This is a genomic window from Variovorax boronicumulans, from assembly GCF_030812215.1.
Taxonomy (GTDB): Bacteria; Pseudomonadota; Gammaproteobacteria; order Burkholderiales; family Burkholderiaceae_C; genus Variovorax; species Variovorax boronicumulans_C.
The window spans coordinates 766,127-790,157 of record NZ_JAUSSG010000001.1; the positions used below are offsets into that span (position 1 = coordinate 766,127).

At 66.8% G+C, this 24,031-nt stretch carries 28 protein-coding genes; 12 read left to right on the plus strand and 16 right to left on the minus strand.

The window, feature by feature from the left end:
* Positions 1-117: 117 nt before the first annotated feature.
* The 4 genes from J2W23_RS03530 to coaBC all read right to left on the minus strand — a co-directional run bounded on the left by J2W23_RS03530 (position 118) and on the right by coaBC (position 2,944).
* On the minus strand, positions 118-618 hold the full coding sequence (locus J2W23_RS03530; protein ID WP_176658391.1) for a glycine zipper 2TM domain-containing protein: 501 nt from the start codon (positions 616-618) through the stop codon (positions 118-120).
* 194 nt (positions 619-812) lie between these two features.
* Positions 813-1,259: a dUTP diphosphatase gene (gene dut / locus J2W23_RS03535; protein ID WP_055805315.1), complete on the minus strand. Its 447-nt coding sequence runs from the start codon at positions 1,257-1,259 to the stop codon at positions 813-815.
* The gene (locus tag J2W23_RS03540; RefSeq protein ID WP_307647699.1) at positions 1,260-1,721 is read right to left on the minus strand and encodes a hypothetical protein; all 462 of its coding nucleotides are present in this window, start codon (positions 1,719-1,721) and stop codon (positions 1,260-1,262) included. It lies immediately after the preceding gene.
* A complete protein-coding gene (coaBC, locus tag J2W23_RS03545; protein WP_307647700.1) occupies positions 1,721-2,944 on the minus strand; it encodes a bifunctional phosphopantothenoylcysteine decarboxylase/phosphopantothenate--cysteine ligase CoaBC in 1,224 nt (407 codons plus the stop codon). The genes J2W23_RS03540 and coaBC overlap by 1 nt, the downstream gene beginning before the upstream one ends.
* 123 nt (positions 2,945-3,067) lie before the next feature.
* On the opposite strand from coaBC, the gene J2W23_RS03550 reads away from it, so the two are divergent.
* The 8 genes from J2W23_RS03550 to J2W23_RS03585 all read left to right on the plus strand — a co-directional run bounded on the left by J2W23_RS03550 (position 3,068) and on the right by J2W23_RS03585 (position 9,900).
* The gene (locus J2W23_RS03550; protein ID WP_176658394.1) at positions 3,068-4,747 is read left to right on the plus strand and encodes a CTP synthase; all 1,680 of its coding nucleotides are present in this window, start codon (positions 3,068-3,070) and stop codon (positions 4,745-4,747) included.
* Entirely contained in the window at positions 4,744-5,601 is an 858-nt protein-coding gene (kdsA, locus tag J2W23_RS03555) for a 3-deoxy-8-phosphooctulonate synthase (RefSeq protein ID WP_176658395.1), read from the plus strand. Before J2W23_RS03550 ends, kdsA begins: the two co-directional genes overlap by 4 nt.
* Entirely contained in the window at positions 5,598-5,888 is a 291-nt protein-coding gene (locus J2W23_RS03560; RefSeq protein ID WP_176658396.1) for a DUF1330 domain-containing protein, read from the plus strand. The genes kdsA and J2W23_RS03560 overlap by 4 nt, the downstream gene beginning before the upstream one ends.
* Positions 5,889-5,914: 26 nt before the next feature.
* Positions 5,915-7,198 (plus strand): phosphopyruvate hydratase, encoded by a 1,284-nt coding sequence (eno, locus tag J2W23_RS03565; RefSeq protein WP_307647701.1) that lies wholly within the window; start codon positions 5,915-5,917, stop codon positions 7,196-7,198.
* A gap of 96 nt (positions 7,199-7,294) precedes the next feature.
* Positions 7,295-7,573 (plus strand): cell division protein FtsB, encoded by a 279-nt coding sequence (gene ftsB / locus J2W23_RS03570; RefSeq protein ID WP_176658398.1) that lies wholly within the window; start codon positions 7,295-7,297, stop codon positions 7,571-7,573.
* A gap of 22 nt (positions 7,574-7,595) precedes the next feature.
* Entirely contained in the window at positions 7,596-8,216 is a 621-nt protein-coding gene (gene pnuC, locus J2W23_RS03575; RefSeq protein ID WP_176658399.1) for a nicotinamide riboside transporter PnuC, read from the plus strand.
* Positions 8,213-8,893, plus strand: a complete 681-nt coding sequence (locus J2W23_RS03580) for an AAA family ATPase (RefSeq protein WP_176658400.1) — start codon at positions 8,213-8,215, stop codon at positions 8,891-8,893. Before pnuC ends, J2W23_RS03580 begins: the two co-directional genes overlap by 4 nt.
* 32 nt (positions 8,894-8,925) lie before the next feature.
* On the plus strand, positions 8,926-9,900 hold the full coding sequence (locus tag J2W23_RS03585; protein ID WP_307647702.1) for a hypothetical protein: 975 nt from the start codon (positions 8,926-8,928) through the stop codon (positions 9,898-9,900).
* A gap of 17 nt (positions 9,901-9,917) precedes the next feature.
* On the opposite strand, the gene J2W23_RS03590 is transcribed toward J2W23_RS03585, so the two are convergent.
* Positions 9,918-10,748, minus strand: coding sequence for an AraC family transcriptional regulator (locus tag J2W23_RS03590; RefSeq protein WP_307647703.1), 831 nt, complete (start codon positions 10,746-10,748; stop codon positions 9,918-9,920).
* 139 nt (positions 10,749-10,887) lie between these two features.
* Between J2W23_RS03590 and J2W23_RS03595 the strand changes: the two genes are divergently transcribed.
* Both J2W23_RS03595 and J2W23_RS03600 read left to right on the plus strand, forming a co-directional pair.
* On the plus strand, positions 10,888-11,655 hold the full coding sequence (locus J2W23_RS03595) for an SDR family oxidoreductase (protein ID WP_307647704.1): 768 nt from the start codon (positions 10,888-10,890) through the stop codon (positions 11,653-11,655).
* A gap of 26 nt (positions 11,656-11,681) precedes the next feature.
* Complete coding sequence (locus J2W23_RS03600) at positions 11,682-12,545, plus strand: NAD(P)-dependent oxidoreductase (RefSeq protein ID WP_307647705.1); 864 nt, start codon at positions 11,682-11,684, stop codon at positions 12,543-12,545.
* Positions 12,546-12,566: 21 nt separating this feature from the next.
* Here the strand turns inward: J2W23_RS03600 and hslO are convergent, their stop codons facing one another.
* Positions 12,567-13,565 carry an Hsp33 family molecular chaperone HslO gene (gene hslO, locus J2W23_RS03605; protein WP_307647706.1) on the minus strand — a complete coding sequence of 333 codons (999 nt, stop codon included), beginning with the start codon at positions 13,563-13,565 and terminating at the stop codon, positions 12,567-12,569.
* 31 nt (positions 13,566-13,596) lie between these two features.
* Complete coding sequence (locus J2W23_RS03610) at positions 13,597-14,121, minus strand: gamma carbonic anhydrase family protein (protein ID WP_013540595.1); 525 nt, start codon at positions 14,119-14,121, stop codon at positions 13,597-13,599.
* Between the two features lie 36 nt (positions 14,122-14,157).
* Here J2W23_RS03610 and J2W23_RS03615 point away from each other — a divergent pair, with 36 nt between their 5' ends.
* A complete protein-coding gene (locus tag J2W23_RS03615; protein WP_307647707.1) occupies positions 14,158-14,970 on the plus strand; it encodes a ferritin-like domain-containing protein in 813 nt (270 codons plus the stop codon).
* Complete coding sequence (locus tag J2W23_RS03620) at positions 14,967-15,656, plus strand: pentapeptide repeat-containing protein (RefSeq protein ID WP_307647708.1); 690 nt, start codon at positions 14,967-14,969, stop codon at positions 15,654-15,656. Before J2W23_RS03615 ends, J2W23_RS03620 begins: the two co-directional genes overlap by 4 nt.
* A gap of 8 nt (positions 15,657-15,664) precedes the next feature.
* On the opposite strand, the gene J2W23_RS03625 is transcribed toward J2W23_RS03620, so the two are convergent.
* The 9 genes from J2W23_RS03625 to phnD all read right to left on the minus strand — a co-directional run bounded on the left by J2W23_RS03625 (position 15,665) and on the right by phnD (position 23,847).
* On the minus strand, positions 15,665-16,144 hold the full coding sequence (locus J2W23_RS03625) for a MaoC family dehydratase (RefSeq protein WP_307647709.1): 480 nt from the start codon (positions 16,142-16,144) through the stop codon (positions 15,665-15,667).
* A gap of 46 nt (positions 16,145-16,190) precedes the next feature.
* Positions 16,191-17,324, minus strand: coding sequence for a thiolase family protein (locus J2W23_RS03630; protein ID WP_307647710.1), 1,134 nt, complete (start codon positions 17,322-17,324; stop codon positions 16,191-16,193).
* 95 nt (positions 17,325-17,419) lie between these two features.
* Positions 17,420-18,016: a TetR/AcrR family transcriptional regulator gene (locus J2W23_RS03635; protein ID WP_176658412.1), complete on the minus strand. Its 597-nt coding sequence runs from the start codon at positions 18,014-18,016 to the stop codon at positions 17,420-17,422.
* Positions 18,017-18,067: 51 nt separating this feature from the next.
* A complete protein-coding gene (locus tag J2W23_RS03640) occupies positions 18,068-19,051 on the minus strand; it encodes a Bug family tripartite tricarboxylate transporter substrate binding protein (protein ID WP_307647711.1) in 984 nt (327 codons plus the stop codon).
* A gap of 10 nt (positions 19,052-19,061) precedes the next feature.
* Positions 19,062-20,030 (minus strand): Bug family tripartite tricarboxylate transporter substrate binding protein, encoded by a 969-nt coding sequence (locus J2W23_RS03645; protein ID WP_176658414.1) that lies wholly within the window; start codon positions 20,028-20,030, stop codon positions 19,062-19,064.
* Positions 20,031-20,123: 93 nt separating this feature from the next.
* A complete protein-coding gene (gene psrA / locus J2W23_RS03650) occupies positions 20,124-21,227 on the minus strand; it encodes an iron-containing alcohol dehydrogenase PsrA (protein WP_307647712.1) in 1,104 nt (367 codons plus the stop codon).
* A 108-nt stretch (positions 21,228-21,335) separates the two neighbouring features.
* Positions 21,336-22,157: a phosphonate ABC transporter, permease protein PhnE gene (gene phnE, locus J2W23_RS03655; RefSeq protein ID WP_176658416.1), complete on the minus strand. Its 822-nt coding sequence runs from the start codon at positions 22,155-22,157 to the stop codon at positions 21,336-21,338.
* Positions 22,154-22,987: a phosphonate ABC transporter ATP-binding protein gene (gene phnC / locus J2W23_RS03660; RefSeq protein WP_307647713.1), complete on the minus strand. Its 834-nt coding sequence runs from the start codon at positions 22,985-22,987 to the stop codon at positions 22,154-22,156. Before phnC ends, phnE begins: the two co-directional genes overlap by 4 nt.
* Positions 22,984-23,847 (minus strand): phosphonate ABC transporter substrate-binding protein, encoded by an 864-nt coding sequence (phnD, locus tag J2W23_RS03665; protein WP_306878072.1) that lies wholly within the window; start codon positions 23,845-23,847, stop codon positions 22,984-22,986. The genes phnC and phnD overlap by 4 nt, the downstream gene beginning before the upstream one ends.
* Between the last annotated feature and the right edge of the window lie 184 nt (positions 23,848-24,031).

The window sequence follows — 24,031 nt, forward strand, 5'->3', positions numbered from 1 at the left end:
ACCCGCCGCGCCCGGGCGGGCTGCTCGGGCGCGCCGGATTCATTCACACCTTCTGAGGATTGCAGACGTCAAAAAACCGGGCAGTGCCCGGTTTTTTTGTGCCCGCTGGGGCCGCGCTTACATGCGCGAGATGTGGCCGTTGTCGATGCGCACGCGGTCGCCGATGCGCAGGTCGCCCGGGCTTTGCACGTCGAAGGCCCGATAGCCGCCTCGGTCGGTCTGCACCGACACGCGATAGCTTTCATAGACACGCGGCCCGTTCTGCTGGGCCTCGATGGTGTTGCCCAGGAGCGCGCCGCCCACGATGCCCAGTGCGGTGGCCGCAGCACGGCCGCTTCCGCGCCCGAACTGGTTGCCGACCACGCCACCGATGACGCCGCCGGCGACAGCGCCGCCACCAGAGGTGCCGGTGCCGGCCGTTTCGCTGCGCAGCACCTCGATGTTGGCCACATGGCCGTATTCGACGTAGGCGGCCTCGTGGTACTGGATGGCCTGCGGCGGCGCCTGGTACGGGTAGCGCGAGGTCTGGTAAATCGGCGCCGGCGCAACGCATGCGGTGAGCGTGGCCAGGGCCAGCACGGAAGCGGTGACGGATACGAAGCGCATTGAGATCTTCATGTTGAGAGGCTCCTCGAATAGAACAGCGCGTGGAAAGTGCGCCTGCCTGTGACTAACGCCACAGCTTTCGCTGCGATGACGCAAGACACATGCTGAAACCTTCGAGCGCGGTGCCGCCGCGCGGTTCCGCTCTTTACCCCTCGCTTACCTGGCGGTTACTCAGGCTTTCTTAAGCTTTGCCCGTCCTCGCAGGCTCAATGCTTGCCCGTGGAGCCGTAGCCGCCCTCGCCTCTTTGCGAAGCTGCAAATTCCGTGACGACACGAAACTGCGCCTGCACCACCGGCACGATCACCAGCTGCGCGAGTCGCTCCATCGGCTGCAGCACAAAGGGCGTGTCGCTGCGGTTCCAGGCGCTGATCTTGAGTTCGCCCTGGTAGTCGCTGTCGATCAACCCGACGAGGTTGCCCAGCACGATGCCGTGCTTGTGGCCCAGCCCCGAGCGCGGCAGGATCAGCGCCGCGAACGCCGGGTCGGCCAGGTGGATTGCGATGCCGGTGCCCACCAGCTGCCAGCCGTTGGGCTCCAGCGTGATCGGGGCATCGAGGCAGGCCCGCAGGTCGAGGCCGGCGCTTCCGGGGGTGGCATATGCGGGCAATTGATCCACCATGCGTGGATCGAGGATACGAACGTCGACTTTCACTTACTTGCTGCCTTGCTTGTGTTGCTGTTCTCTTTGCTTGCGGGCGGCCTCTTCGAGCACCTGCTGCCACTTCGCCACGCCCGGCGTCAGTTTCAAACCCTTGAAAAAACTCTTGCCGAACCACGCGGCTGCGGCGAACCCTGCGACCAGCACGAAAAACGGCACCCCCATGGACCACAGCATCAGGAACACCAGTGCTCCCACCACGCCCAGCACCTTGAGAAGCGTCGGTTCGAACGAACCCGGCTCCCGTTTGGGCACTTCGCCGTTCGGAAGGTCGGCGCGCTGCATCGCGGCAGAGACCGGGCCTTGGCCCTGCTGGCCGGGCGACGGCGTCATGCCGACATCGAGCCCGGGCTCCCCCGGCTGCGCCGGCCGCTTCGGCAGTGCCGCCCGCGCCGAAAGCTGCTCGACGTAGCGGGCGAAGTCGCCATTGGGCGGCGTGTTCGATTCGGTGTTCATCAGGCTCTCCAGTCGGGAAGTCGTGCGGCAATCTCCGTCATCAGTTCACGTGCCAGCGTGAGCTTGGGCGCGCGGGGCAACTCGCGCACGCCCTTGGCGTCCACGAGCAGCAGTGCGTTGTCGTCCTGGCCGAAGGTCAGCGGTCCGATGTTGCCCACCAGGAGCGGAATGCCCTTGCGCTCGCGCTTGGCCTTGGCATGTTCGGCGAGGTTTTCGCTCTCGGCCGCGAAGCCGACGCAGAACAGCTTCTTCGCCTGCGCCCGCTCGCTCTTGGCGACCGTGAGCAGGATGTCGGCGTTCTCGACGAAATTGAGCACCGGCGTCTTGCCGCTGCCGTCCTTCTTGATCTTCTGGTCGCTGTGCGTGGCCGGGCGCCAGTCGGCCACGGCGGCGGTAGCTACAAAAATGCTAGCACTCTGCGCTGCACGGGTGGTGGCTTCCAGCATGTCCTGCGCCGAGAGCACGTCGACACGGGTCACACCGCGCGGCGTCGGCAGATGCACCGGGCCGGCCACCAGCGTGACCTCGGCGCCCGCCTCGCGGGCGGCACGGGCGATGGCAAAGCCCATCTTCCCCGACGAGTGGTTGGTGATGCCGCGAATCGGGTCCAACGCCTCGAAGGTCGGGCCCGCGGTAACCAGCACCTTCTGGCCCGCCAGCAACTTGGGCTGGAAGAAGGCCGTGATGTCCTCCAGCAGCTGCGCAGGTTCGAGCATGCGCCCGTCGCCCGTTTCGCCGCAGGCCTGCCAGCCGCTGCCCACGCCCAGCACGGTCGCGCCGTCGGCCGACACCTGCATCAGGTTGCGCTGGGTGGCGGGGTGCGCCCACATCTCGCGATTCATGGCCGGGGCGATCAGGAGCGGAATGCGGTCCATCGGGCGGGCCAGGCACATCAGGCTCAGCAGGTCGTCGGAGCGGCCCTGCACCAGGCGGGCGATGAAGTCGGCACTGCAGGGCGCCAGCACGATCGCATCGGCCTCTCGGCTCAGGTTGATGTGCGGCATGTTGTTGGGCTCGCGGGTGTCCCATTGCGAGGTGTAGACCGTGCGGCCGGAAAGCGCCTGCATCGTCACCGGCGTGATGAACTGCTCGGCCGCCTCGGTCATCACGACCTGGACGGTGGCGCCGGCCTTCACGAACAGCCGGCAAAGCTCGGCCGACTTGTAGCAGGCGATGCCGCCCGTGAGTCCCAGGACGATGTGTTTTCCGACGAGATCTTGCATGGGCCGTATTGTTGCTCATAGGTCATCGAACAAATGGCAACAAGCCTTTGGCGGAAGGTGTCGCAAAGGGCACACCTATAATCGCAATTTCCCACTGCCCGGATTCACGCATCCGGAACTGGCATGACCAAATTTGTCTTCGTCACCGGTGGTGTCGTATCTTCCCTTGGCAAGGGAATCGCCTCCGCCTCGCTCGCCGCGATCCTCGAATCGCGCGGCCTCCAAGTCACCCTCATCAAGCTCGATCCGTACATCAATGTCGACCCCGGCACGATGTCGCCCTTCCAGCATGGCGAGGTGTTCGTCACCGATGACGGCGCCGAGACCGACCTCGACCTCGGCCACTACGAGCGCTTCATCAACACGCGAATGCGCAAGGCCAACAACTTCACGACCGGCCAGATCTACAAGACCGTGCTCGAGAAGGAACGCCGCGGCGACTACCTCGGCAAGACGGTGCAGGTGATCCCGCACATCACCAACGAAATCCAGGAATACATCAAGCGCGGCGCCGGCATCGGCACGGCGCACGAGGTGGACGTGGCCATCGTCGAAATCGGCGGCACCGTGGGCGACATCGAATCGCTGCCCTTCCTGGAAGCCGTGCGCCAGATGAGCCTGCGCATGGGCCCGAACAATTCGGCCTTCGTGCACCTCTCCTACGTGCCCTGGATCGCCGCCGCCGGCGAGCTCAAGACCAAGCCCACCCAGCACACCGCCAAGGAACTGCGCGCCATCGGCATCCAGGCCGACGCCCTTCTTTGCCGCGCCGACCGCCCGATTCCCGACGACGAACGCGCCAAGATCTCGCTGTTCTCCAACGTGCCCGAATGGGGCGTCATCTCCATGTGGGACGTGGACACCATCTACAAGGTGCCCCGCATGCTGCACGAGCAGGGCCTCGATGGCCTCATCTGCGACAAGCTGCGCATCAACACCCCGCCGGCCAAGCTGCAACGCTGGGACGACCTGGTCTACGAGGTCGAGCATCCGCAGCAGGAAGTCTCGATCGCGATGGTCGGCAAGTACGTCGACCTGTCGGACAGCTACAAGTCGCTCAACGAGGCGCTGCGCCACGCCGGCATGAAGAACCATGCGCGCGTGAAGATCGACTACATCGACTCCGAAACCATCTCGGCGCAAGACGTGTCGCGCCTCGCGAAGTACGACGCCATCCTCGTGCCCGGCGGCTTCGGCCAGCGCGGCGTGGAAGGCAAGATTTCCGCCGCCCGTTTCGCCCGCGAAGGCAAGGTGCCATACCTGGGCATCTGCCTGGGCATGCAGGTGGCCACCATCGAATACGCGCGCCACGTGGCGGGCCTGAAGAACGCCAACAGCACCGAGTTCGACCCCGAGACGCCCACCCCCGTGATCGCGCTGATCACCGAGTGGAAGGACGCGGACGGCACGGTGAAGACGCGCGACGCGAAGTCCGACCTCGGCGGCACCATGCGCCTGGGCGCGCAGAGCTCCGACGTCTCGCCCGGCACGCTCGCCCACAGCATCTACGGCGACGTGGTGACCGAACGCCATCGCCACCGCTACGAAGCCAACGTCAACTACCTGGACGAGCTGCGCGCAGCCGGCCTCGTGATCTCCGCGCTCACGCAGCGCGAGCACCTGACCGAAATCGTCGAGCTGCCGCAGGACGTGCATCCCTGGTTCATGGGCGTGCAATTCCACCCTGAATTCAAGTCGACGCCGTGGGGCGGCCACCCGCTCTTCAACGCCTTCATCAAGGCGGCGCTCGACCACAAGGCCCAGGGTGCGGGCGGTTCCAAGAACCTGAAGGCCGTGGCGTGAAGCTTTGCGGATTCGACATCGGGCTGAACCAGCCCTTTTTCCTCATCGCAGGCCCCTGCGTGGTCGAATCCGAGCAGTTGCAGATGGACACCGCCGGCACGCTGAAGGAAATCACCTCGGCGCTGGGCATCCCGTTCATCTTCAAGAGCAGCTTCGACAAGGCCAACCGCTCGTCGGGCACCAGCTTTCGCGGCCCGGGCCGCGACAAGGGCCTTGAAATCCTCGCCAAGGTCAAGCGCGAACTCGGCCTGCCCGTGCTGACCGACGTGCACACCACCGAGGACATCACCGAAGCCGCCAAGGTGGTCGACGTGCTGCAGACGCCCGCGTTCCTGTGCCGCCAGACCGACTTCATCCATGCGGCGGCACAGTCGGGCAAGCCGGTCAACATCAAGAAGGGCCAGTTCCTCGCGCCGCACGACATGAAGAACGTGATCGACAAGGCGCGCGCTGCAGCCAAGGAAGCCGGCCTCGACGAAGACAGCTTCATGGCCTGCGAGCGCGGTGCGAGCTTCGGCTACAACAACCTCGTCTCGGACATGCGCTCGCTCGCGATCATGCGCGAGACGAAGGCGCCCGTGGTGTTCGACGCCACCCACTCGGTACAGCTCCCCGGCGGCCAGGGCACGACCTCGGGCGGCCAGCGCGAGATGGTGCCCGTGCTCTCGCGTGCGGCCGTGGCCGTGGGCGTGGCCGGCCTCTTCATGGAGACGCACCCCGATCCCGCCAAGGCCCTGAGCGACGGCCCCAACGCCGTGCCGCTCAAGCACATGAAGGCCCTGCTCGAGACGCTGCTCGCGCTCGACCGGGTCACCAAGAAAAACGCTTTCCTCGAGGACATCTTTCAGCAATGACCAGCGCCTACATCATCGCGAACGTCGAAGTCACCAACCCGGTGCAGTACGAGGACTACAAGAAGTGGTCCACCGAAGCCATGAAGGCGCACGGCGCCGAGGTGTGCGTGCGCGGCGGCAAGGTCGAGGTGCTCGAGGGCGACTGGGCGCCGCAGCGCATCGTGATCCTCAAGTTCCCGAGCGTCGAAGCCGCCAAGAAATTCAATGAATCGCCCGAATACGGCAAGGCGCGCACAGCGCGTCAGGGCGCCGCGATCATGCGCATGATCGTTGTCGAAGGTGTGTGATCCGTTTTATTTGAGAAAGACAAAAGATGAGTGCAATCGTTGACATCGTCGGCCGCGAAATTCTCGACAGCCGAGGCAACCCCACCGTCGAGTGCGACGTGCTGCTGGAGTCGGGCACCATGGGCCGTGCGGCCGTGCCCTCGGGCGCATCGACCGGTTCGCGCGAAGCCATCGAGCTGCGCGACGGCGACAAGGGTCGCTACCTCGGCAAGGGCGTGCTGAAGGCGGTGGAGAACATCAACACCGAAATCTCCGAAGCCGTGCTCGGCCTGGATGCCAGCGAACAAGCCTTCCTCGATCGCACGATGATCGACCTGGACGGCACCGACAACAAGGCCCGCCTGGGCGCCAACGCCACCCTCGCTGTCTCGATGGCCGTGGCCCGCGCCGCGGCCGAAGAATCGGGCCTGCCGCTGTACCGCTACTTCGGCGGCATGGGCGGCATGCAACTGCCGGTGCCGATGATGAACGTCATCAACGGCGGCGCGCACGCCAACAACAGCCTCGACCTGCAGGAGTTCATGATCATCCCCGTGGGCGCCAAGAGCTTCCGCGAGGCCGTGCGCTACGGCGCCGAAGTGTTCCATGCGCTCAAGAAGATCCTGGGCGACCGCGGCATTAGCACGGCGGTGGGCGACGAAGGCGGCTTCGCCCCCAGCGTCGAGAGCCACGAAGCGGCCATCCAGCTCATCCTGGAAGCCATCGACAAGGCCGGCTACACCGCTGGCGAGCAGATCGCCCTCGGCCTCGATTGCGCCGCGAGCGAGTTCTACAAGGACGGCAAGTACGTGCTGTCGGGCGAAAACCTGTCGCTGTCGGCCGAGAGCTGGACCGACATGCTCGCCAACTGGGTGGACAAGTACCCGATCATCAGCATCGAAGACGGCATGCACGAAGGCGACTGGGACGGCTGGAAGCACCTGACCGAACGCCTGGGCAAGCGTGTGCAGCTGGTGGGCGACGACCTGTTCGTCACCAACACCAAGATCCTGCAAGAGGGCATCGACAAGGGCATCGCCAACTCGATCCTGATCAAGATCAACCAGATCGGCACGCTGACCGAAACCTTCGCCGCCATCGAGATGGCCAAGCGCGCGGGCTACACGGCCGTGATCTCGCACCGTTCGGGCGAAACCGAGGACAGCACCATCGCCGACATCGCCGTGGGCACCAACGCCGGCCAGATCAAGACCGGCTCGCTCTCGCGTTCGGACCGCATCGCCAAGTACAACCAGCTGCTGCGCATCGAAGAAGACCTCGGCGACATCGCCAGCTACCCCGGCCGCGGCGCGTTCTACAACCTCAAGTGATGCCAGCCACCCGGCTCGCCAGGCCGCGCACCTTGCCGCTCCATCCGGAACGGCGGCGCGGCGGCCCCGGTGTGCGGGTGGCATAGACAGACACTCATGCGCGCGCGCTTCGTTCCTCCCATCGTCCTGCTGCTGCTGCTGGTCGTTCTCCAGTGGCAGCTGTGGAACGGGCGCGGCAGCGTGCGCGACGTGCAGCAACTGCAGACCAAGCTGACCGACCAGAAGGAAGCCAACGCCAAGGCGACCATCACCAACGAGCGCCTTTCCTCGGAGGTCAACGACCTCAAGGACGGGCTCGAGATGGTCGAAGAACGCGCTCGCGCGGAACTCGGCATGGTCAAGCCGAACGAAGTGTTCGTGCAAATCGCGCACTGACCCTTCACCACTTCGCCTGCTGATGCCCGAGTTCCTCTCGGCCCCTGCCTTTGCGCTCTGGGGCTCCCCCGTCAGCTGGCTCGAACTCGTGGCCTCCGTCCTGGCGCTCGCCATGGTCGGCTGCAACATGCGCGAGATCCACTGGGGCTGGCCGCTGGCCATCGTCAGCTCGCTGCTCTACGTCGTCGTCTTCGCCAACGCGCGCATCTACGGTGATGCGTCGCTGCAGGTGTTCTTCGCCTTTGTCGCGCTGTGGGGCTGGTTCCAGTGGCTGCGCGGCCATCGCAGCGATGGCAGTGCGCTGCACGTCAGTCGGCTGTCGTCGCGCGGCATCACGCTGACCCTGGCCGCCTGCGCCATCGCATGGCCCGCGGTCGCCCTCTTCCTTCGCCGTTTCACCGACACCGACGTGCCTTGGTGGGACGGTTTCGCCACGGGCCTGAGCCTCGTCGGCCAGTTCCTGCTGGGACGCAAGTTCATCGAGAACTGGCTCGTCTGGCTGGCCGTGAACGTCGTGAGCGTGGGCCTGTTCATCCACAAGGGCCTGTGGCTCACCGTCGGCCTGTACGCCGTGTTCGCCGTGCTCAGCGTGGCCGGCTACCTGGCATGGCGGCAGCGCCTTCCGGCGATGGAGCGCGCATGACGCCGATGCTGCCGACCGGCTGCGTCATCGCGGTGCTCGGTGCCGAGAGCACCGGCAAGACCGAACTCGCGCGCGCCATCGCGCTGCGCCTGCAGGAGCGCGGCATTCCGGCCACGCTCGTGGGCGAGTACCTACGCGAATGGTGCGATCGCGAAGGCCGCACGCCGCGACCCGACGAACAGCAGGCCATCGCCCACGAGCAGACACGCCGCATCGACGCTGCCGCCGCAACCGGCGTGGTGATCGCCGACACCACCGCGCTCATGACCGCGGTCTACAGCGAACAACTCTTCGACGACCGCTCGCTCTACGCCGACGCCCTTGCCACGCAGCGGCGCTGCGCCATCACGCTGCTCACCGCGCTCGACATTCCCTGGGTTGGCGACCACCTGCGCGACGGCCCCCATGCCCGCCAGCCGACCGACACGCTCGTGCGCGCAGCACTGACCGGCGCGAAGCTCTCGTTCACCGTCGTGCACGGCACCGGCGGCGAGCGCCTGGCCAACGCGTGGAACGCCATCAACTCGATCGCCAGCGGCGAAGACCGCGAAACCCGTGCGCGCGCGCGCGGCAAGGCCGACGCAAAACCCGCCGCATGGACATGGCCTTGCGAGAAGTGCTCCGACCCGGAATGCGAACATCGGCTTTTCACAGACCTGATCGGGCGGCGCGAATAAGCACGCCGCCGTTCTTCTTCAACGGAGACCTGATGCCCCTGCACCCCGCCCCGCGCACCGCCTCCCTCCTGCCTCTCTTCATCGCCGCCCTGCTCTCGGCCGGTCCGGCCCTCGCGGCCCCCGTTGCCGCCACCATCGAGAACGGCACCACCCCCACCGCCTGCGCCGAGGAAGACAACGTCTCCATGGTGCTGCGCGGCGACGGCATCCGCCGCATGCGCATCGAGGCGCTGCAGCCCGACTACCTCGACAAGATCGGCAACGACGTCACCGCACCCGACTTCTCGGGCTGCAACTTCGACGGCGGCGCGCACCCCACCGACCCCGCGCATCGCTTCAAGAAGCGCACCGTGGTGATGCTGGACAACGCCGAGTGGCGCATCGTCGGCATGACGCTGCCGACCTTCTGGCGGCCGCAGAGCGTGCCGGTGCAGGTGGGCAACCGCAGCGACCGCGGCTTTCACCTGCTGCAGGTGTTCAAGAAGGAGAACGGCAAGGCGCTCGAAGCCATCGTGCTGTACCCCTCCGACGGCTACTGGCGCCTGAAGCCCCTGCCCGAGGCGCGCTTCGGCGATGGTGTGTACGGCTCGTCGTTCCTGCTGGGCCCGGTCGAGCAGGCCGGGCGGCCGGTGGTGAACATCGCGTCGATCCGCGTGACGACGAAGCCGCTGGCGATCCATCTGCGCTTTTCGAACGGCGGCAGCGCGGTGGCGCGTGTGGACGAGATCAGCCGCAAGCGCACCGCGCTCGACGTGACGCTGTCGAAGCCCACGGCGAATGCTCAGCCCTTCGCCGTGCTGCGCTCGATGTACGTTGCAGCCGACAACGCCGACATGAGCGAAGTGCGCTGGCAGGAATCGCCCAATGCCGCATCGCAGGCCAAGCCGCTGCCCGAGGTGAAGTCCTTGCAGGCCACGCAGGTGCGCTTTGGTCGCAGCCTGCCTTCGAAGCACAACACGAGTGCGCCCGATATCGAGTTCAGTGGCTTCGACGACGAAGCCCGCTGATCGCTACGGGGGAAGAACTAGCCCGCGCGCCGCACCTCGCCTGGCGTCACGCCCAGCACCCGCCGCATGCAGCGCGCCATGTGGCTCTGGTGCGAGAAACCGCTCTCCAGCGCCACGAGGCTCGCCGGCATCGCACTGCGCAGCAGCAGCCCGCGTGCGCGGTCCACGCGGCGGTGCACTACGTACTCGTGCACCGGCAGGCCGGTGGAGCGCTTGAACTGCGTCTTCAGGTGCGAGGCGCTCAGGCCCGCGATGGCGGCGAGCGCCGAAAGCGACAGGTCGCCATCGAGATTCGCCTCGATGTATTCCGTCACACGGCGCAGCTGCGGCCGCGTCAGCCCCTGCACTGGCTTTGTCTCGACCTTCTGCCCCGCGATCAGATGCACGGCCAGCGCGATGCCCAGGCTGTCGGTGTACAGCGTACCGTTCGGAAAACCCGCGCGCCGCTCGGCATCCAGCGCGAGGGCGATGTGCTCGATCTGCGCATCGCGGAACTGGTGGCGCTCGCCGAGCCGCGCCCGTTCGGCCGGCAGGCCCATCTCGTCGGCGGTGCGGTGCAGCAGCGAAGGCGCCATGCGCACCACGATCGAAGTGCTGGGCGCTTCCTCGTGCCAGATGTCGGTCGAGCCGGCCGGCACGATGTCGAGGTCGCCGCGCGTGTAGAGAAACTTGTGCAGGCGGCAGGCGCCGGGCACCGGCGCGCCCGCGTGCAGCTTGATGCGGTGGTCGGGCAAGGCCTCGTAGCCGACCACGCCGCCGGGCGTCTGGCGCATGTCCACGCGCAGGCCGGAAGGAGCGGGCATCACGAAGCTGTCGGCCGTCAGTGCCAGGTCGGTGGTGTAGCTCATCCGGAAGATTATCTGCCGCGCCTCGGCCGCATGCCATCGTCCGTTTGTGCTCCAGCACGGCCGAACGTGCGCGACCGTTCGCAGGGCAATCCCGATCATTCGCAGCCATGAACTCCACTCGTTTCAAGGCATGCGAATCATGAACAAACCCTACGCGGGCAAGAAGGCTGTCATCACCGGCGGCACCATCGGCATGGGCCTGGCCACGGCGCAAGCGCTGCTCGATGGCGGCGCCCAGGTGCTGGTGACCGGGCGCAACCCCGAGAACCTCGAGGCGGCGCGCCGCACGCTCGGCCCGGGTGCAGAGGTGCTGGCGTCCGACACCGCATCGCTCGCCGACATCGACGCCCTTGCCGCCGTGGCGCGCGAGCGCTTCGGGCACATCGACCTGCTGCACATCAACGCGGGCATCGCCACGCTGGAGCCCTTCGAGCAGGTGACCGAAGCCGGCTACGACCGCGCCTTCGCGATCAACACCAAGGGCCCGTTCTTCACCGTGCAGCGCCTCGCGCCGCTGATGCAGCCGGGCAGCGCGATCGTGTTCACCTCGTCCATCGCGGACGAAGGCGGCATGCACGGCATGAGCGTCTACAGCGCCACCAAGGCGGCCCTGCGCTCCTTCGCCTCGGGCTTCGCGGCGGAGCTGGTGACGCGCGGCATCCGCGTGAACGTGGTGAGCCCCGGCTTCATCGACACGCCCACGCTCGGCATCGCCGATGCGACGGCCGCCGAGCGCGCGGAATTCATCCGCATCGGCGACCAGATCACGCCGATGCGCCGGCACGGCACCGCCGCCGAAGTGGCGCGCGCGGTGCTCTTCTTTGCATTCGAGGCCACCTTCACGACCGGCGCGCGACTCACCGTCGATGGCGGGCTGGGGCAGAACCTCACGCCGGCCGCCGCCTGAAACCCACACCCGAAGGAACACACGACATGACCGACGTTTCCCTCATCGGCCTCGGCCCCATGGGCATCGCGCTCGCGCGCGCCCTGCAATCGAAGTTCACGCTGACGGTGTGGAACCGCACTGCCGAGCGCGCAAAACCTTTGCTGAACCAGGGCACGGTGCTCGCGCCGACCGCGCTCGCCGCGGTGCAGGCCAGCCCCGTGGTGCTGGTCTGCGTGGCTGACTACACGGCGTGGCGCACGATCCTCGCCGCGCCCGGCGTGGCCGACGCGCTGCGCGGCAAGGTGCTGGTGCAGCTGAGCACCGGCACCCCGCAGGACGCGCGCGAAGATTGGGCGGCCCTCGGCGGCGTGGCCTACCTGGACGGCGCCCTGCTCGCCACGCCCGGCCAGATCGGCCGGCCCGACACGCCGCTCTTTATCTCCGGCGAAGCGCGCGCCCTCGCCGCGTGCCGTCCGGTGCTCGAAGCCATTGCCGGAAACATCCAGTACATGGGCGAGCCCATCGGCAACGCGGCCGCCTGGGACCTCGCCACGCTCTCGTGCATGTTCGGCGCGATGAGCGGGTTCTTTCACGGTGTGCGCATCTGCGAATCCGAGGGGCTGGGCGTGGATGCGTTCTCGCAGATGATCGGCGCGATCTCGCCAGTGCTCGGCGAAATGATCAGCGCCGAAGGCGAGGCCATCCACGCCAACCGCTACGGCGAACCCGAGAGCTCGATGGCCACCTGCGCGGGCTCGGGCCGGCTCTTCGTGAAGCAGGCGCGGGAAGCCAGGCTCGATGCGAGCTTTCCGGATTTCCTGATGGGGCTGTTCGAGCGGTCGTTGAGCGCGGGCTTTGCGAATGAACGGCTGGCTGCGATGGTCAAGGTGATGCGCCTGCCCGCCTGAGCGGGGCCGACGCGGCAAGCCTTATTGAACGATCGGACTGCCCGGAATCTGGTCCGTAGGCGGCCTGAAGATCTGCGCCGCATCGATCGCATCGAAGCGGTACTGCTTGCCGCAGAAGTCGCAGCCCACCTCGATGTCCCCGCGCTCGGCGAGGATCTCTTCAGCCTCTACGACGCCAAGCCCGCGGATCATCTGCGCCACGCGCTCGCGGCCGCAGGTGCACGCGAAGTGCGGGCCAAGCAAGCCGGCCTGCGGCTCGAAGCGCAGCAGCTTTTCTTCCCAGAAGAGGCGCCGAAGAATGGTCTCGACATCGAGCGTGAGCAGCTCGTCGCGCGTCAGGCTCGAGGCGAGGATCGAGATGCGGTTGTAGTCCTCGTTGCGGCCGATCTGGTCTTCGTTGGCCTGATCGCGATCCTTGTCCGACGTGCCTTCGAGGTTGCCCTCGCCCTTCACCGGCAGGCGCTGGATCAAAAGACCCGCGGCCACCTTCTCGTCGGCCGCGAGCACCAGCGTGGTGTCGAGCTGTTCGCTCTGCAGCATGTAGTGCTGCAGCACGTCGCTGAGCTTGCCGAGCTTTTCGCCATCGTCGCCGAAGAGCGGCACGACGCCTTGGTAGGGGGTGGCGCCCGGGAGCTTGTCCTTCGGGTCGAGGGTGATCGCGCAGCGGCCCTTGTTGCTCACGTTGACCATGTCCGGCAGGCGCGCATCGGCCGGCAGGTCGCCGATCACCTTGGCGGTGGCGCGCAGGCTCAGGTCGGGCTTGGCCTCGGCCACGGCAACCTTGACGGGGCCGTCGCCGAAGATCTGCAGGATCAGCGCGCCGTTGAACTTGATATTGGCCTGCATCAGCGTGGCCGCGGCGGTCATCTCGCCGAGCAGCTCGGCCACGGGCGGCGGATAGGCGCCGGTGGCGGTGTTGGAGGCGCGCCGCGCAAGGATCTCCTGCCACGCATCTGTCAGGCGCACGATCATGCCGCGCACCGGCAGGCCATCGAACAGGAATTTGTGCAGCTCGCTCAAAACGGATTCTTTCTGTTGGGCCTGCGCGGGGTCAGGCGATTTTCTTGAGGCCCTTCGCATAGCGAACGGCGTTTTCGACGTAGTGGTCGGAACCATGGCGCAGGCGGGCAGCGTCTTCGTCACTGATCGTGCGCATCACCTTGGCGGGCGAGCCGAAGATGAGGGAGTTGTCGGGAAACTCCTTGCCCTCGGTGACCACGCTGCCGGCGCCAACGATCGAATTGCGGCCGATCTTCGCGTTATTCAAGACCACTGCCTGGATGCCGATGAGCGAGTTGTCGCCGATCGTGCAGCCGTGCAGCATGACCTGGTGGCCGATGGTGACGTTCTCGCCCACGGTGAGCGGGCTGCCGGGGTCGGAATGCAGCATCGACATGTCCTGCACGTTGCTGTTGCGGCCGATGGTCATCGTCTCGTTGTCGCCGCGCAGCACGGCACCGAACCAGATGCTTGCGTTCTCGCCCAGCTTCACATTGCCGATCACCTCCGCGCTGTCGGCGACCCAGGCGCCTGTGCCAAGTTGCGGCGCAACGCCGTCGAGTTCGTAAAGGGCCATCGTGGAGTCTCCGGGGGCAAAACTAGAATTGTAGGGATGCACCCCCGATTGAGCGCGCTGGCCGCGCTGCGCCTCTCCGATCCCGAACAAAAGGTGGCTGCAACACGCGCCACCGCGGCGCTGGCCGCTACCGATTCCATAGCAACGGACCCGATCCGCACCGAAGGCGACGACCTCGGGGTGCCGGGCCGTCCCGAACGGCCCGAGCGCGTGTCCGCCACCGCGGTGCAGAAACGCTCGCCCTTCACGCCCGAAGGCCGTGCCTCGCTGATCCATTCCATCTGCCACATCGAGTTCAACGCGATCAACCTCGCGCTCGATGCGGTCTGGCGCTACGACGGCATGCCCGAGGCCTACTACCGCGACTGGCTGCGCGTGGCCGACGAAGAGGCGCTGCACTTCACGCTGCTGCATGCGCATTTGCAGGGCATGGGCTACAGCTACGGCGATTTCCCCGGCCACGACGGCCTCTGGAACATGTGCGAGAAAACGAAGGACGACGTGCTCGCCCGCATGGCGCTGGTGCCGCGCACGCTCGAGGCGCGTGGGCTCGACGCCACGCCGCTGATCCAGGCGAAGTTGAAGCGCGTCAACACGCCCGATGCGCTGCGCGCGGTGGAGATCCTGGACATCATCCTGCGCGACGAGGTCGGCCACGTCGCCATCGGCAACCACTGGTACCGCTGGCTCTGCGAACGCGCGGGGCTCGATGCCGAAGCGAACTACCCGGCGCTCGTCGCGCGCTACGATGCGCCCCGGATCAGGCCTCCCTTCAATCTCGAAGCCCGCGAACGCGCCGGCTTCACCGCCGAAGAGCTGCGCGCACTGGCCGCCGGCTCCGACACATGAACACCACCACCAACCTGATTTCCGACCAGACCTGGTCGCGCACCGACATGCTCGCCGGCCTGCAAGGCCGCGACGCGCCCCTGCATTTCGAGCGCTGCGACTTCGATGGCGCAGACCTCTCCCGGCTCGACCTGCGCGGTGCGCAGTTCACGCTGTGCAACTTCGCCGAAGCATCGTTCGACCGCGCCCTTCTATCGGAAACCCGCTGGGTGGGATGCAGGGCGCGGCAGACCGACTTCGGCCTCGCCGACCTCACGAACGCGCGCTTCCAGGACTGCGACCTCAACAACACGCAGTGGACACGCGCCAAGCTCGCCTCCGCGCTCTTCACGGGCGTGAAGCTCACGGGCGCGCACTTCGCCGAAGTCTCCGCGCTGGGCATCGTCTTCAAGGACTCGCTGCTGGTCGACGCGCACCTGCGCGGCCTGTCGTTCCGCAAGCAAACGCTCGCGCAACTGGACTTCTCCGAAGCCGACCTGTCGGGTTGCGATTTCCGCGAGGCCGTGTTCGAAGGCGGGAGCCTCCGCAATGCGCACCTGAAGCTTGCGCGCTTCGAAGGCGCGGACCTGCGCGACGCCGACCTGGGCGGCCTGCGCCTTGCCAACGCCGCGCAGTTCAAGGGCGCGACCATCTCGCACCGGCAGGCCGCATCGCTGGTGGAAGAGCTCGGCCTGCGCGTGGTCTGAGTTCGGCCTCAGGCCGCCGCGGGCCTGCTGTGCACCACCAGCTTCGGCGTGAAGTACTGGAGCACCTCGCCGCGCTGGTTGCGCGTCTGGCAGCGCATCGTCACCATCGCGCGGCCGGGCTTGGAGCGCGAGGGTGTGATGTCCACCACCTCGCTCACCACATGCAGCACGTCACCGGGCCGCGTCGGCTTGGGCCACTGCAGCTCGCCACCCGAGCCGATGATGCCGTCGGCCAGCGGCACGCCGCTCTCTACCAGCAGCTTCATCGTGATCGCCGCCGTGTGCCAGCCGCTCGCCGCGAGACCGCCGAAGAAGGTGCGCTTCGCGGCCTCTTCGTCGGTGTGGAAGGGCTGCGGATCGAACTGCAGCGCGAAGGCCTTGATCTGCGCCACGTCGAGCGTGTGCTCGCCGCTCTGGAAACGGTCGCCGACCGACAGGTCTTCGAGGTAGAGCGCGCGCCTGGCGCCGGTGTCAGCAGGTGCGGCCATGAGGTCTCCTGGGTGTGCCTTCGCGCATTCTCGAACTTTCCTTCATTCAGATGCGTTCGAGGATGGTCGCGATGCCCTGCCCACCGCCGATGCACTGCGTGGCCAGCGCATAGCGGCCCTTCTCGCGGACCAGCAGCGACGCCGCCTTGCCGGTGATGCGCGCGCCGGTCGCGCCCAGCGGATGGCCGATGGAAAGACCGCCGCCGTCGAGGTTGATCTTTGCCGGATCGAGGCCGAGGTCACGGATGCACGCGAGCGCCTGCGACGAGAAGGCCTCGTTGATCTCGATCACGTCGAGGTCCGCCGCAGTCAGCCCCGCGCGTGCGAGCGCCTTGCGTGTCGCGGGAATCGGGCCGATACCCATGATGGCCGGGTCCACGCCCACGGTCGCGAACGACTTGATGCGCGCGAGCATCTGCAGGCCGTGCTTCGCGGCGAAGGCATCGCTGGTGACGAGCACGACGGCCGCGCCGTCGGTGAGCGGCGACGAGGTGCCGGCCGTCACCACGCCATCGGGGCGGAACGCGGGCTTGAGATTCGCCAGCGCTTCGGCCGAGGTCGTCGGACGGATGCAGCCGTCGGCATCGACCACGTCGCCCGAGGCCAGGCGCACCGGCACGATTTCGCCTGCGAGCCGACCGTCGGCACGCGCTGCGGCGGCCTTGCGGTGCGACTCGACGGCAAACGCTTCCTGGTCGGCGCGGCTCACGTTCCAGCGCTGCGCGACGTTCTCGGCGGTCTCGCCCATCGAGATGTAGGCGTCGGTGTTGGCCAGCAGCTCGGGGCTGGGCGAGAAGTTGAAGCCGCCCTGCGGCACCATCGTCATCGACTCCACGCCGACGCACAAAAAGGCCTCGCCCATGCCCGCCTCGATCTGCGCCGCGGCGATGTGCACGGCCTGCATCGACGAGCCGCAGAAGCGATTCACCGTCATGCCACCCACCTCGTGCGGCAGCCCGGCCAAAAGGCCGACGATGCGCGCCACGTTGTTGCCCTGCGAGGCTTCGGGGTAGGCGCAGCCCAGGATGATGTCTTCGAGCAGCGCGGGGTCGAGATCGGTACGCTGCAGCAGCCCCTTCACCACGCCAGCAGCCAGCGTGTCGGGGCGCACCTCGGCAAGCGCGCCTTTCTTCGCGAAATGGAACGGCGAGCGGGCATAGGCGGAAATGACGGCTTTCATGAGATGCTCCTTGAAAAAAATCTACCATCCAATCGGTAGGCTGACAGGTCAAAAAATAGGCACGTCGATGCGTGCCTTGCGATGCCGCCCGACCATCAGCCGGGCAATGAACTCCTGAGTTGCGCGATGGCTTCATCGAAGTCTTCGACACGTCCCGTCATGCGCGATGCGAGCAGCGCGCCCTGGCACACCGAGAACACATAGCTGGCCTGCGAAGCGACCGACGCAGCACCCTTCTTCCGCGCCCCTGCCGGTGCCAGCGCGCCCAGCACGCCGGTGAGCCACAGCACCTGCGTTTGGCGCAGTTCCTGCACCGCCTGGCGTAACTCTTCGTTGATGCAATCCCACCCCGGCGCCAACGATCCGGCGGGGCACATGCCCGAGCCGGCCTTGAGCGTGTTGCGGTACATGCGGAAGTACGAGTCGAGCGCGTCCTGGGGCTCCCGCTCCCGGGCCGCATCCCAGTCCTTGAAGTACTGCGTGGCCTGCCGGATCACCGCGATGCCCAGCGCTTCCTTGGTCGGAAAGTGGTGATACAGGCTCGCCTTGCGGATGCCGACCGCGTCGGCCACGTCCTGGAAGCTGAAGCCCAGGTACGAGCGGGTCTCGATGAGGCCGCGCGCCACGCCGAGGATCTGGTCCCGGGTGCTGCCGGTGGCAAGGGCGGCAGGTGTGGCGATGGTGCTGGGCATCTACCTACTATAAGGTAGGGAAATTCGAACCACAAGCCGCAGGGTCAATCATCAATCGGCCTTGATGTTCGCGGCCTTCACGATGCGCCCGTTGCTCTCGAACTCCGAAGCGATCTCCTTGGCGAAGGCCGCGGCCGTGCCGCCGGTCGGCACGTTGTCCGTGGCCGTGAGCTTGGCGCGCAGCTCAGGGCTGGCCAGGGCCTTGTTGATCTCGGCGTTGTATTTCGCAAGCAGCGCGGGCGGCGTGGCGGCCGGCGCGAACACGCCGAACAGCGAGTTGATGTTCGCCGCGCTGTAGCCGAGTTCGCCCAGCGTGGGCACCTGCGGCAGGCTGTCGAGCCGCGCGGGCGCGCCCACGGCCAGCGGCCGCAGCTTGCCCGACTGGATGTGCGAAGTGAGCGTCGGGCTCGCGTTGGTCGACAGGATTTCGAACTGCCCACCCAGTGCATCGTTGAGCTGCTGGCCGCCGCCCTTGTAAGGCACGTGCGTGATGTCCACACCCGTTGCCGCCCTCACCTGCTCCAGCACGATGTGCCCGAGCGACGCCGGCCCCGACGTGGCCCAGCGCACCGACCCGGGCTGCGCCTTGGCGTCGGCGATCAGCCCGCGGAAATCCTTCGCCTTGCTGGCCGGCGTGGCGATCAGCAGCACCGGCGAATACATCACGCTCGCGACCGGCGCGATGTCCTTCTGCGGATCGAAAGGCAGCTTGCCCAGGTGCGGGCTCAGCACCAGCGGGCTGATGGCCGAGAAGCCCAGCGTCGCGCCGTCGGGTGCGGCCTTGGCCACCGCGTCCATGCCGATGGCGCCGCTCGCGCCGGCGCGGTTGTCGACGATCACCGTGGTGCCCAGTTGCGCGGCCAGCCTGTCGCCGAGGGCGCGTGCGACAACGTCGCTCACGCCGCCGGCGGGGTACGCCACGATGAGGCGGACGGTCTTGGGAACCGCCTGTGCCTGCACGCCGGCAGCGCAAAGTGCGGCCGCAGCGAGAAGAAGAAGCCGCGACGGCTTGAACTTGATATGCATGTCTGTCATGAGGAAGGAATCAGTCGAGTTGCAGCTTGCGCTCACGGATGAGCCTGGACCACTTTTCATTGTCGGCCTTGACGAAAGCAGCGAACTCGGCCGGCCCGAGCGAATGCACCTCGGCGCCCGCGGTCGCGAACTTGGCCTTGATCCCGGGCTGCGCGAGCGCGCGGGCCAGCTCGTTCGAGAGCCGGTCGACCACGTCCTTGGGCATGTTGGCCGGCCCCACCAGCCCCTGGAAGCCCACCGACTCCATGCCGGCCAGGCCCAGTTCCTTCACCGTCGGCACGTCGGGCAATTGCGGATCGCGCACCGGTCCGGTCACCGCCAACGCCTTGAGCTTGCCGCCCTTCACCTGCGGCAGCAGCACGCTGCCCGCGTCGATGAGGATCTGCGTCTGCCCGCCCAGCAGGTCTTGCACCGCGGGCGCGCTGCCCTTGTAGGGCACATGGGTCATGTCCAGCCCCGTCACCTGGTTCATCAGCTCGCCGTTCAGGTGCGTCGAGGTGCCGTTGCCGCCCGAGGCGAAGTTGACCTTGCCCGGCTGCCCCTTGGCCCACGCGACGAACTCCTTGAGGTTCTTCGCCGGATGGTCGGGCCGCGTTACCGCGATGTAGCTGCCCTGGCTGATCTGCCCGATGTAGGTGAACTGCTTGATGGGGTCGTACGGCGGCTTGCTCTGCAGGTACGGCGCGATCGCGAACGGGCCGGTGTTGGCCAGCAGCAGCGTGTAGCCGTCGGCAGGTTGGCGCGTGAGTTCGGTGGCCGCGATCATGCCGCTCGCGCCGGGCTTGTAGTCGACCACCAGCTGCTGCTTGAGCGCCTCCTGCAGCGGCACCTGCACCGTGCGCGCCGCGAAGTCGATGCCGCCGCCGGGCGGGTAGCCGACGATCAGGCGGATGGGCTTGGCGCTTGGAAAACCCTGTGCCGCGGCCAGTCCCGCGGTGGCGGCCAGCGCGAGGCCGGCGCAGATTTTTTGAATGTTCATGGATGTCTCTCTTTGGGCGAATGCGAGCGCCCATTTTGAAACATCCGCCGGTTCGTTCAGCCCCAAGGCATGGACGAGGTCCGGCAAGCATCGTCAGGTCGGGTTCGACGCGAGATCGTTACCGATGAAGTTCTTGCCGCGTGCGCCGCCCTGCGCGTGCAGCAGCATCTCGCGGGCTTCGTCGTCGCCCACACCGTAGTCGGCGAAGCGGGTCTTCACGCCCAGCGATTCGATGAAAGCCGCGAGCTGCCGCGGCGCCTCTGCGAGCGGCATGCCGAGGGCTTCGCGCAGCACCGCATCGCGGTCGGCGCGCCGGCCGATGGCGCGCTCCAGCACCATCGGCAGCAGGAACGAACAGGCGATGCCGTGCGGCAGGCCGTAGCGCAGCGTCATCTCGTAGGAGATGGAGTGCGCAAGCGCCGTCTTGGTGTTGGAGAACGCCATGCCGGCCTTCAACGCCGCGAGCGCCATGCGGCCCCGCAGTTCGACGTTGTCGAGCTGGCCCATCAGTTGCGGCAGCACCTCCAGCGTGTCGCGCACCGCCGAGACCGCGAAGGTGTCGGACAGCGGGTTCGCATTGACGTTCCAGATGGCTTCGAGCGCATGCGACAACGCATCGAGCCCGCTCTGCAGCGTGACGGCCGCGGGCAACGACAGCATCAGCTCCGGATCGACCACCGCATAGCGCGGCCAGGTCTCGGGCAGGTGCAGCGAATACTTCTTCTGCCGCTCGCGGTCCCACACCGTGGCCCAAGGTGTGACCTCGCTGCCGGTGCCGGCGGTGGTGGGCACTGCGATCAGCATCTTGCTGCGCGTGGGCACGAACGGCCGCTCACCGGCAAGGCCCGCCACGAGATCGGAAAAGCTCGTCGCATCGTTCGCGACCATGAGCGCCTTCGCAGTGTCGATGGCGCTGCCGCCGCCGACCGCGATGAGCACCTCCACATCCGCGTGCTCGCGCCAGAACCACTCGTAAAGGCTCGCCAGTTCCGCGACGTCGGGGTTGGGCCGCGTCTGGTCGATGGTGCAGGCCAGTGCGCCCTGCAGCACCGACTCCAGCCGGCCCAGCAGGCCGATGGCACGGGCCTCCGGAAAGGTCACCAGTGCGGCGCGGCGGCCGTCGAGCAGTTTCGGCAGGGACGACAGGGCCCCTGCCCCGTACACGCTCTGTACGGGGTTGTGGTAATTGGCGCTCATGGGTTTCTCGTCAGGTGGCGGCGGGTGCCGCGTTGATCGCAGGAATCGCAGGGATCGCGTGGTTCAGTGCGAGGTCGCCGATGCGGCCGGCCGGCAGCCTGCCGCCCGTCATTGATGCGCTCCTTGCTGAATCCACGCGCGCAACTTGGTCGAGAGGTAGTCGGCCGTCATCACCATGGCGACGATCACCAGGATGCAGGTCGCGGTGTCCTGGTACTGGAAGAGCTTCATGCTTCCCACCAGCTCGAAGCCGATGCCGCCCGCCCCCACCATGCCCAGCACGGTGGCCTGGCGCAGGTTGGTCTCGAAGCGGTAGACGATGACGCCGATCCACGCGGTCACGACCTGCGGGATCACGCCGAAGATGATGGTCTGTATGGGTCCCGCGCCGGTGGCGCGCAGTGCCTCGAGCGGACCTTGGTCGATCTCCTCGATCGACTCCGCGAAGAACTTGCCGAGCATGCCCGCGCCATGCAGCGCCAGGGCCAGCACGCCGGGGAACGGACCGAGCCCCACGGCCGCCACGAAGATCAGCGCGAGGATGATCTCGTTGATGCCGCGCGTGATGTTCAGCACCTGCCGCATCGCATGGAACACCGCAATGTTCGGCGAGATGTTGCGCGCCGCGAAGAAGCACAGCGGCACCGCAAGAATCACCGACAGCAGCGTGCCCCACAGCGCGATCTGCACCGTCTCGATGGCCGGCTTCACCAGCCGCTGCATGAACTCCCAGTTCGGCGGCAGCATGCGGCCGAGGAAGTCGGCGATCCACGGCATGCCCTTCGCCAGTTCGCTGAAGCTCACCTGGCTGCCGATGGCGGCCCACCACATCACGCCCAGCGCAGCCAGCCCGACGAGGGCGTACTTCCACCAGCCCGGATTGCCGCCGCTCTTGGCGACCAGCAGGTTGTAGCGTCCGATAGCGATCATGATTGCTCCAGGGCGAGTTGCTGGGCGGGGCGCACCGCGGCCACGGGAGCGGCTGCGGGCGATGCGGCGGGTGCGGTCGGCTCGATCGGGCCGTCTTCCAGGCCGCCCGGGTAGATGCGCTGCAGCACCTCCTCGGTCAACTCGTCGGGCCGGCCTTCGAACACCACGCGGCCGGCGGCGACGCCGATCACGCGCTGCGCGAATTCGCGCGCGTAGTCCACCTGGTGCAGGTTGCAGATGACGGTGATGCCCGCTTCGCTGCTGGCCTGCTTCAGGTAGTTGAGCACCTTGCGCGAGGTCTTCGGGTCGAGGCTCGCAACGGGCTCGTCGGCCAGGATCACCTTGGGCTGCTGCGCCAGCGCACGGGCGATGCCCACGCGCTGCTTCTGGCCCCCCGAGAGCGTGTCGGTGCGCAAATCCGACTTGTGGTCGAGCTCCACGCGGCGCAGGCATTCGCGGGCGATGGCGATGTCCTTCGCGGGGAAGATCTGGAACCACGAGGCGATGGCAGGCATGGAGCCGAGCCGCCCCGTCAACACGTTCTTCAGCACCGACAGGCGCGGCACCACGTTGTAGTGCTGGAAGATCATCGCCACGTCGCGGCGCACCTTGCGAAGGCCGGCGCGGTCGCCGCGCGAACGCTCGCCATCGACGTGGATCTCGCCTTCGCTCGGCTCGGCCAGGTGATTGATGCAGCGAAGCAAGGTGGACTTGCCCGCACCCGACGCACCGAGGATAACGACGAACTCGCCCTTGCCCACCGTGAGGTCGACGCGATGGAGCGCGGTGAAGTCGCCGTAGCGCTTGCACAGGCCGCGGATCTCGATCATTTCATCTTCCTCAGGTCGAGGTTCAGCACCTTGGCCGTGTCGCGGATGATGTTGTAGGCCGCGTCGTTGGTCGGGTGGAAACCGTTGAGCTCGCCCTGGTCGGACCAGGGGATGTTCTTCACCTGCAGGAAAGCGGCCTGCACACGCGTCTTGAGGTCGGCGGGCAGATCCTTTCGCCAGACGGTGGGCGACTCGGGAATCGGGTCCGACTTCCAGACCTCGACCAAGTCTTCGCGCTTCACGAGCCCCTTGGAAACAGCTGCATCGAGGATGCGATCGGCGATGGCCGCTGCGTCCACTTTCTTGTTCTGCACCGCGATCGCGCTCGAATCGTGCGAGCCCGAGAAGATCACGCGACCAAAGTCCTTGTCGGTGTTGAAGCCCAGCTTCATCAACCCTGCCTTCGGGAACAGGTGGCCCGAGGTCGAGCTCGGGTCGACGAACGCGAAGGTCTTGCCCTTCAGGTCGTTCACCGTCTTGATGCCGGTGTCCTTGTGCGTGACGATCTGGCTGTAATAGAAGGTGCGTCCGGCCTTCTTGGTTTCGGCGACCGCGAAGGCCTCGATGTCGGCGACGGTCGCGCCCAGCACATATGAGAACGGGCCGAGGTACGCCACGTCGAGGCGCTTGGAACGCAGCGCCTCGATCACGCCGTTGTAGTCGGCCGCCACGAAGGGCTTGACCGCGAATCCGAGGGCCTTGGACAGCATGTCCATCATGGCCTGGCTGTTGGCGATCATGGCGCGCGAATCCTCGGAAGGAATCAGCCCGACAGTGAGAACCTGCTGTGCCCGTGCCATCGGCACGAAGGCGGACGCTGTGACGGCGGCAGTGCCGAACAGCAACTTTCTGCGCTTCATCATGGTTGTCTCCAGTGGTCTGTGTTGCATGAATTCCTCCTGGTGGTTTCGAAGGGCAAAAGCGCCCGTTCCGAGTCTTCCAGTGCTTCGTGTCGTGGTCATGACATCGAGAGGATTTCGGGACGTCCGGCGTATGTCTGTCGCTGCCTGGTCCGTCTTGAAGCGGAGTAAATCACCGAGGCTC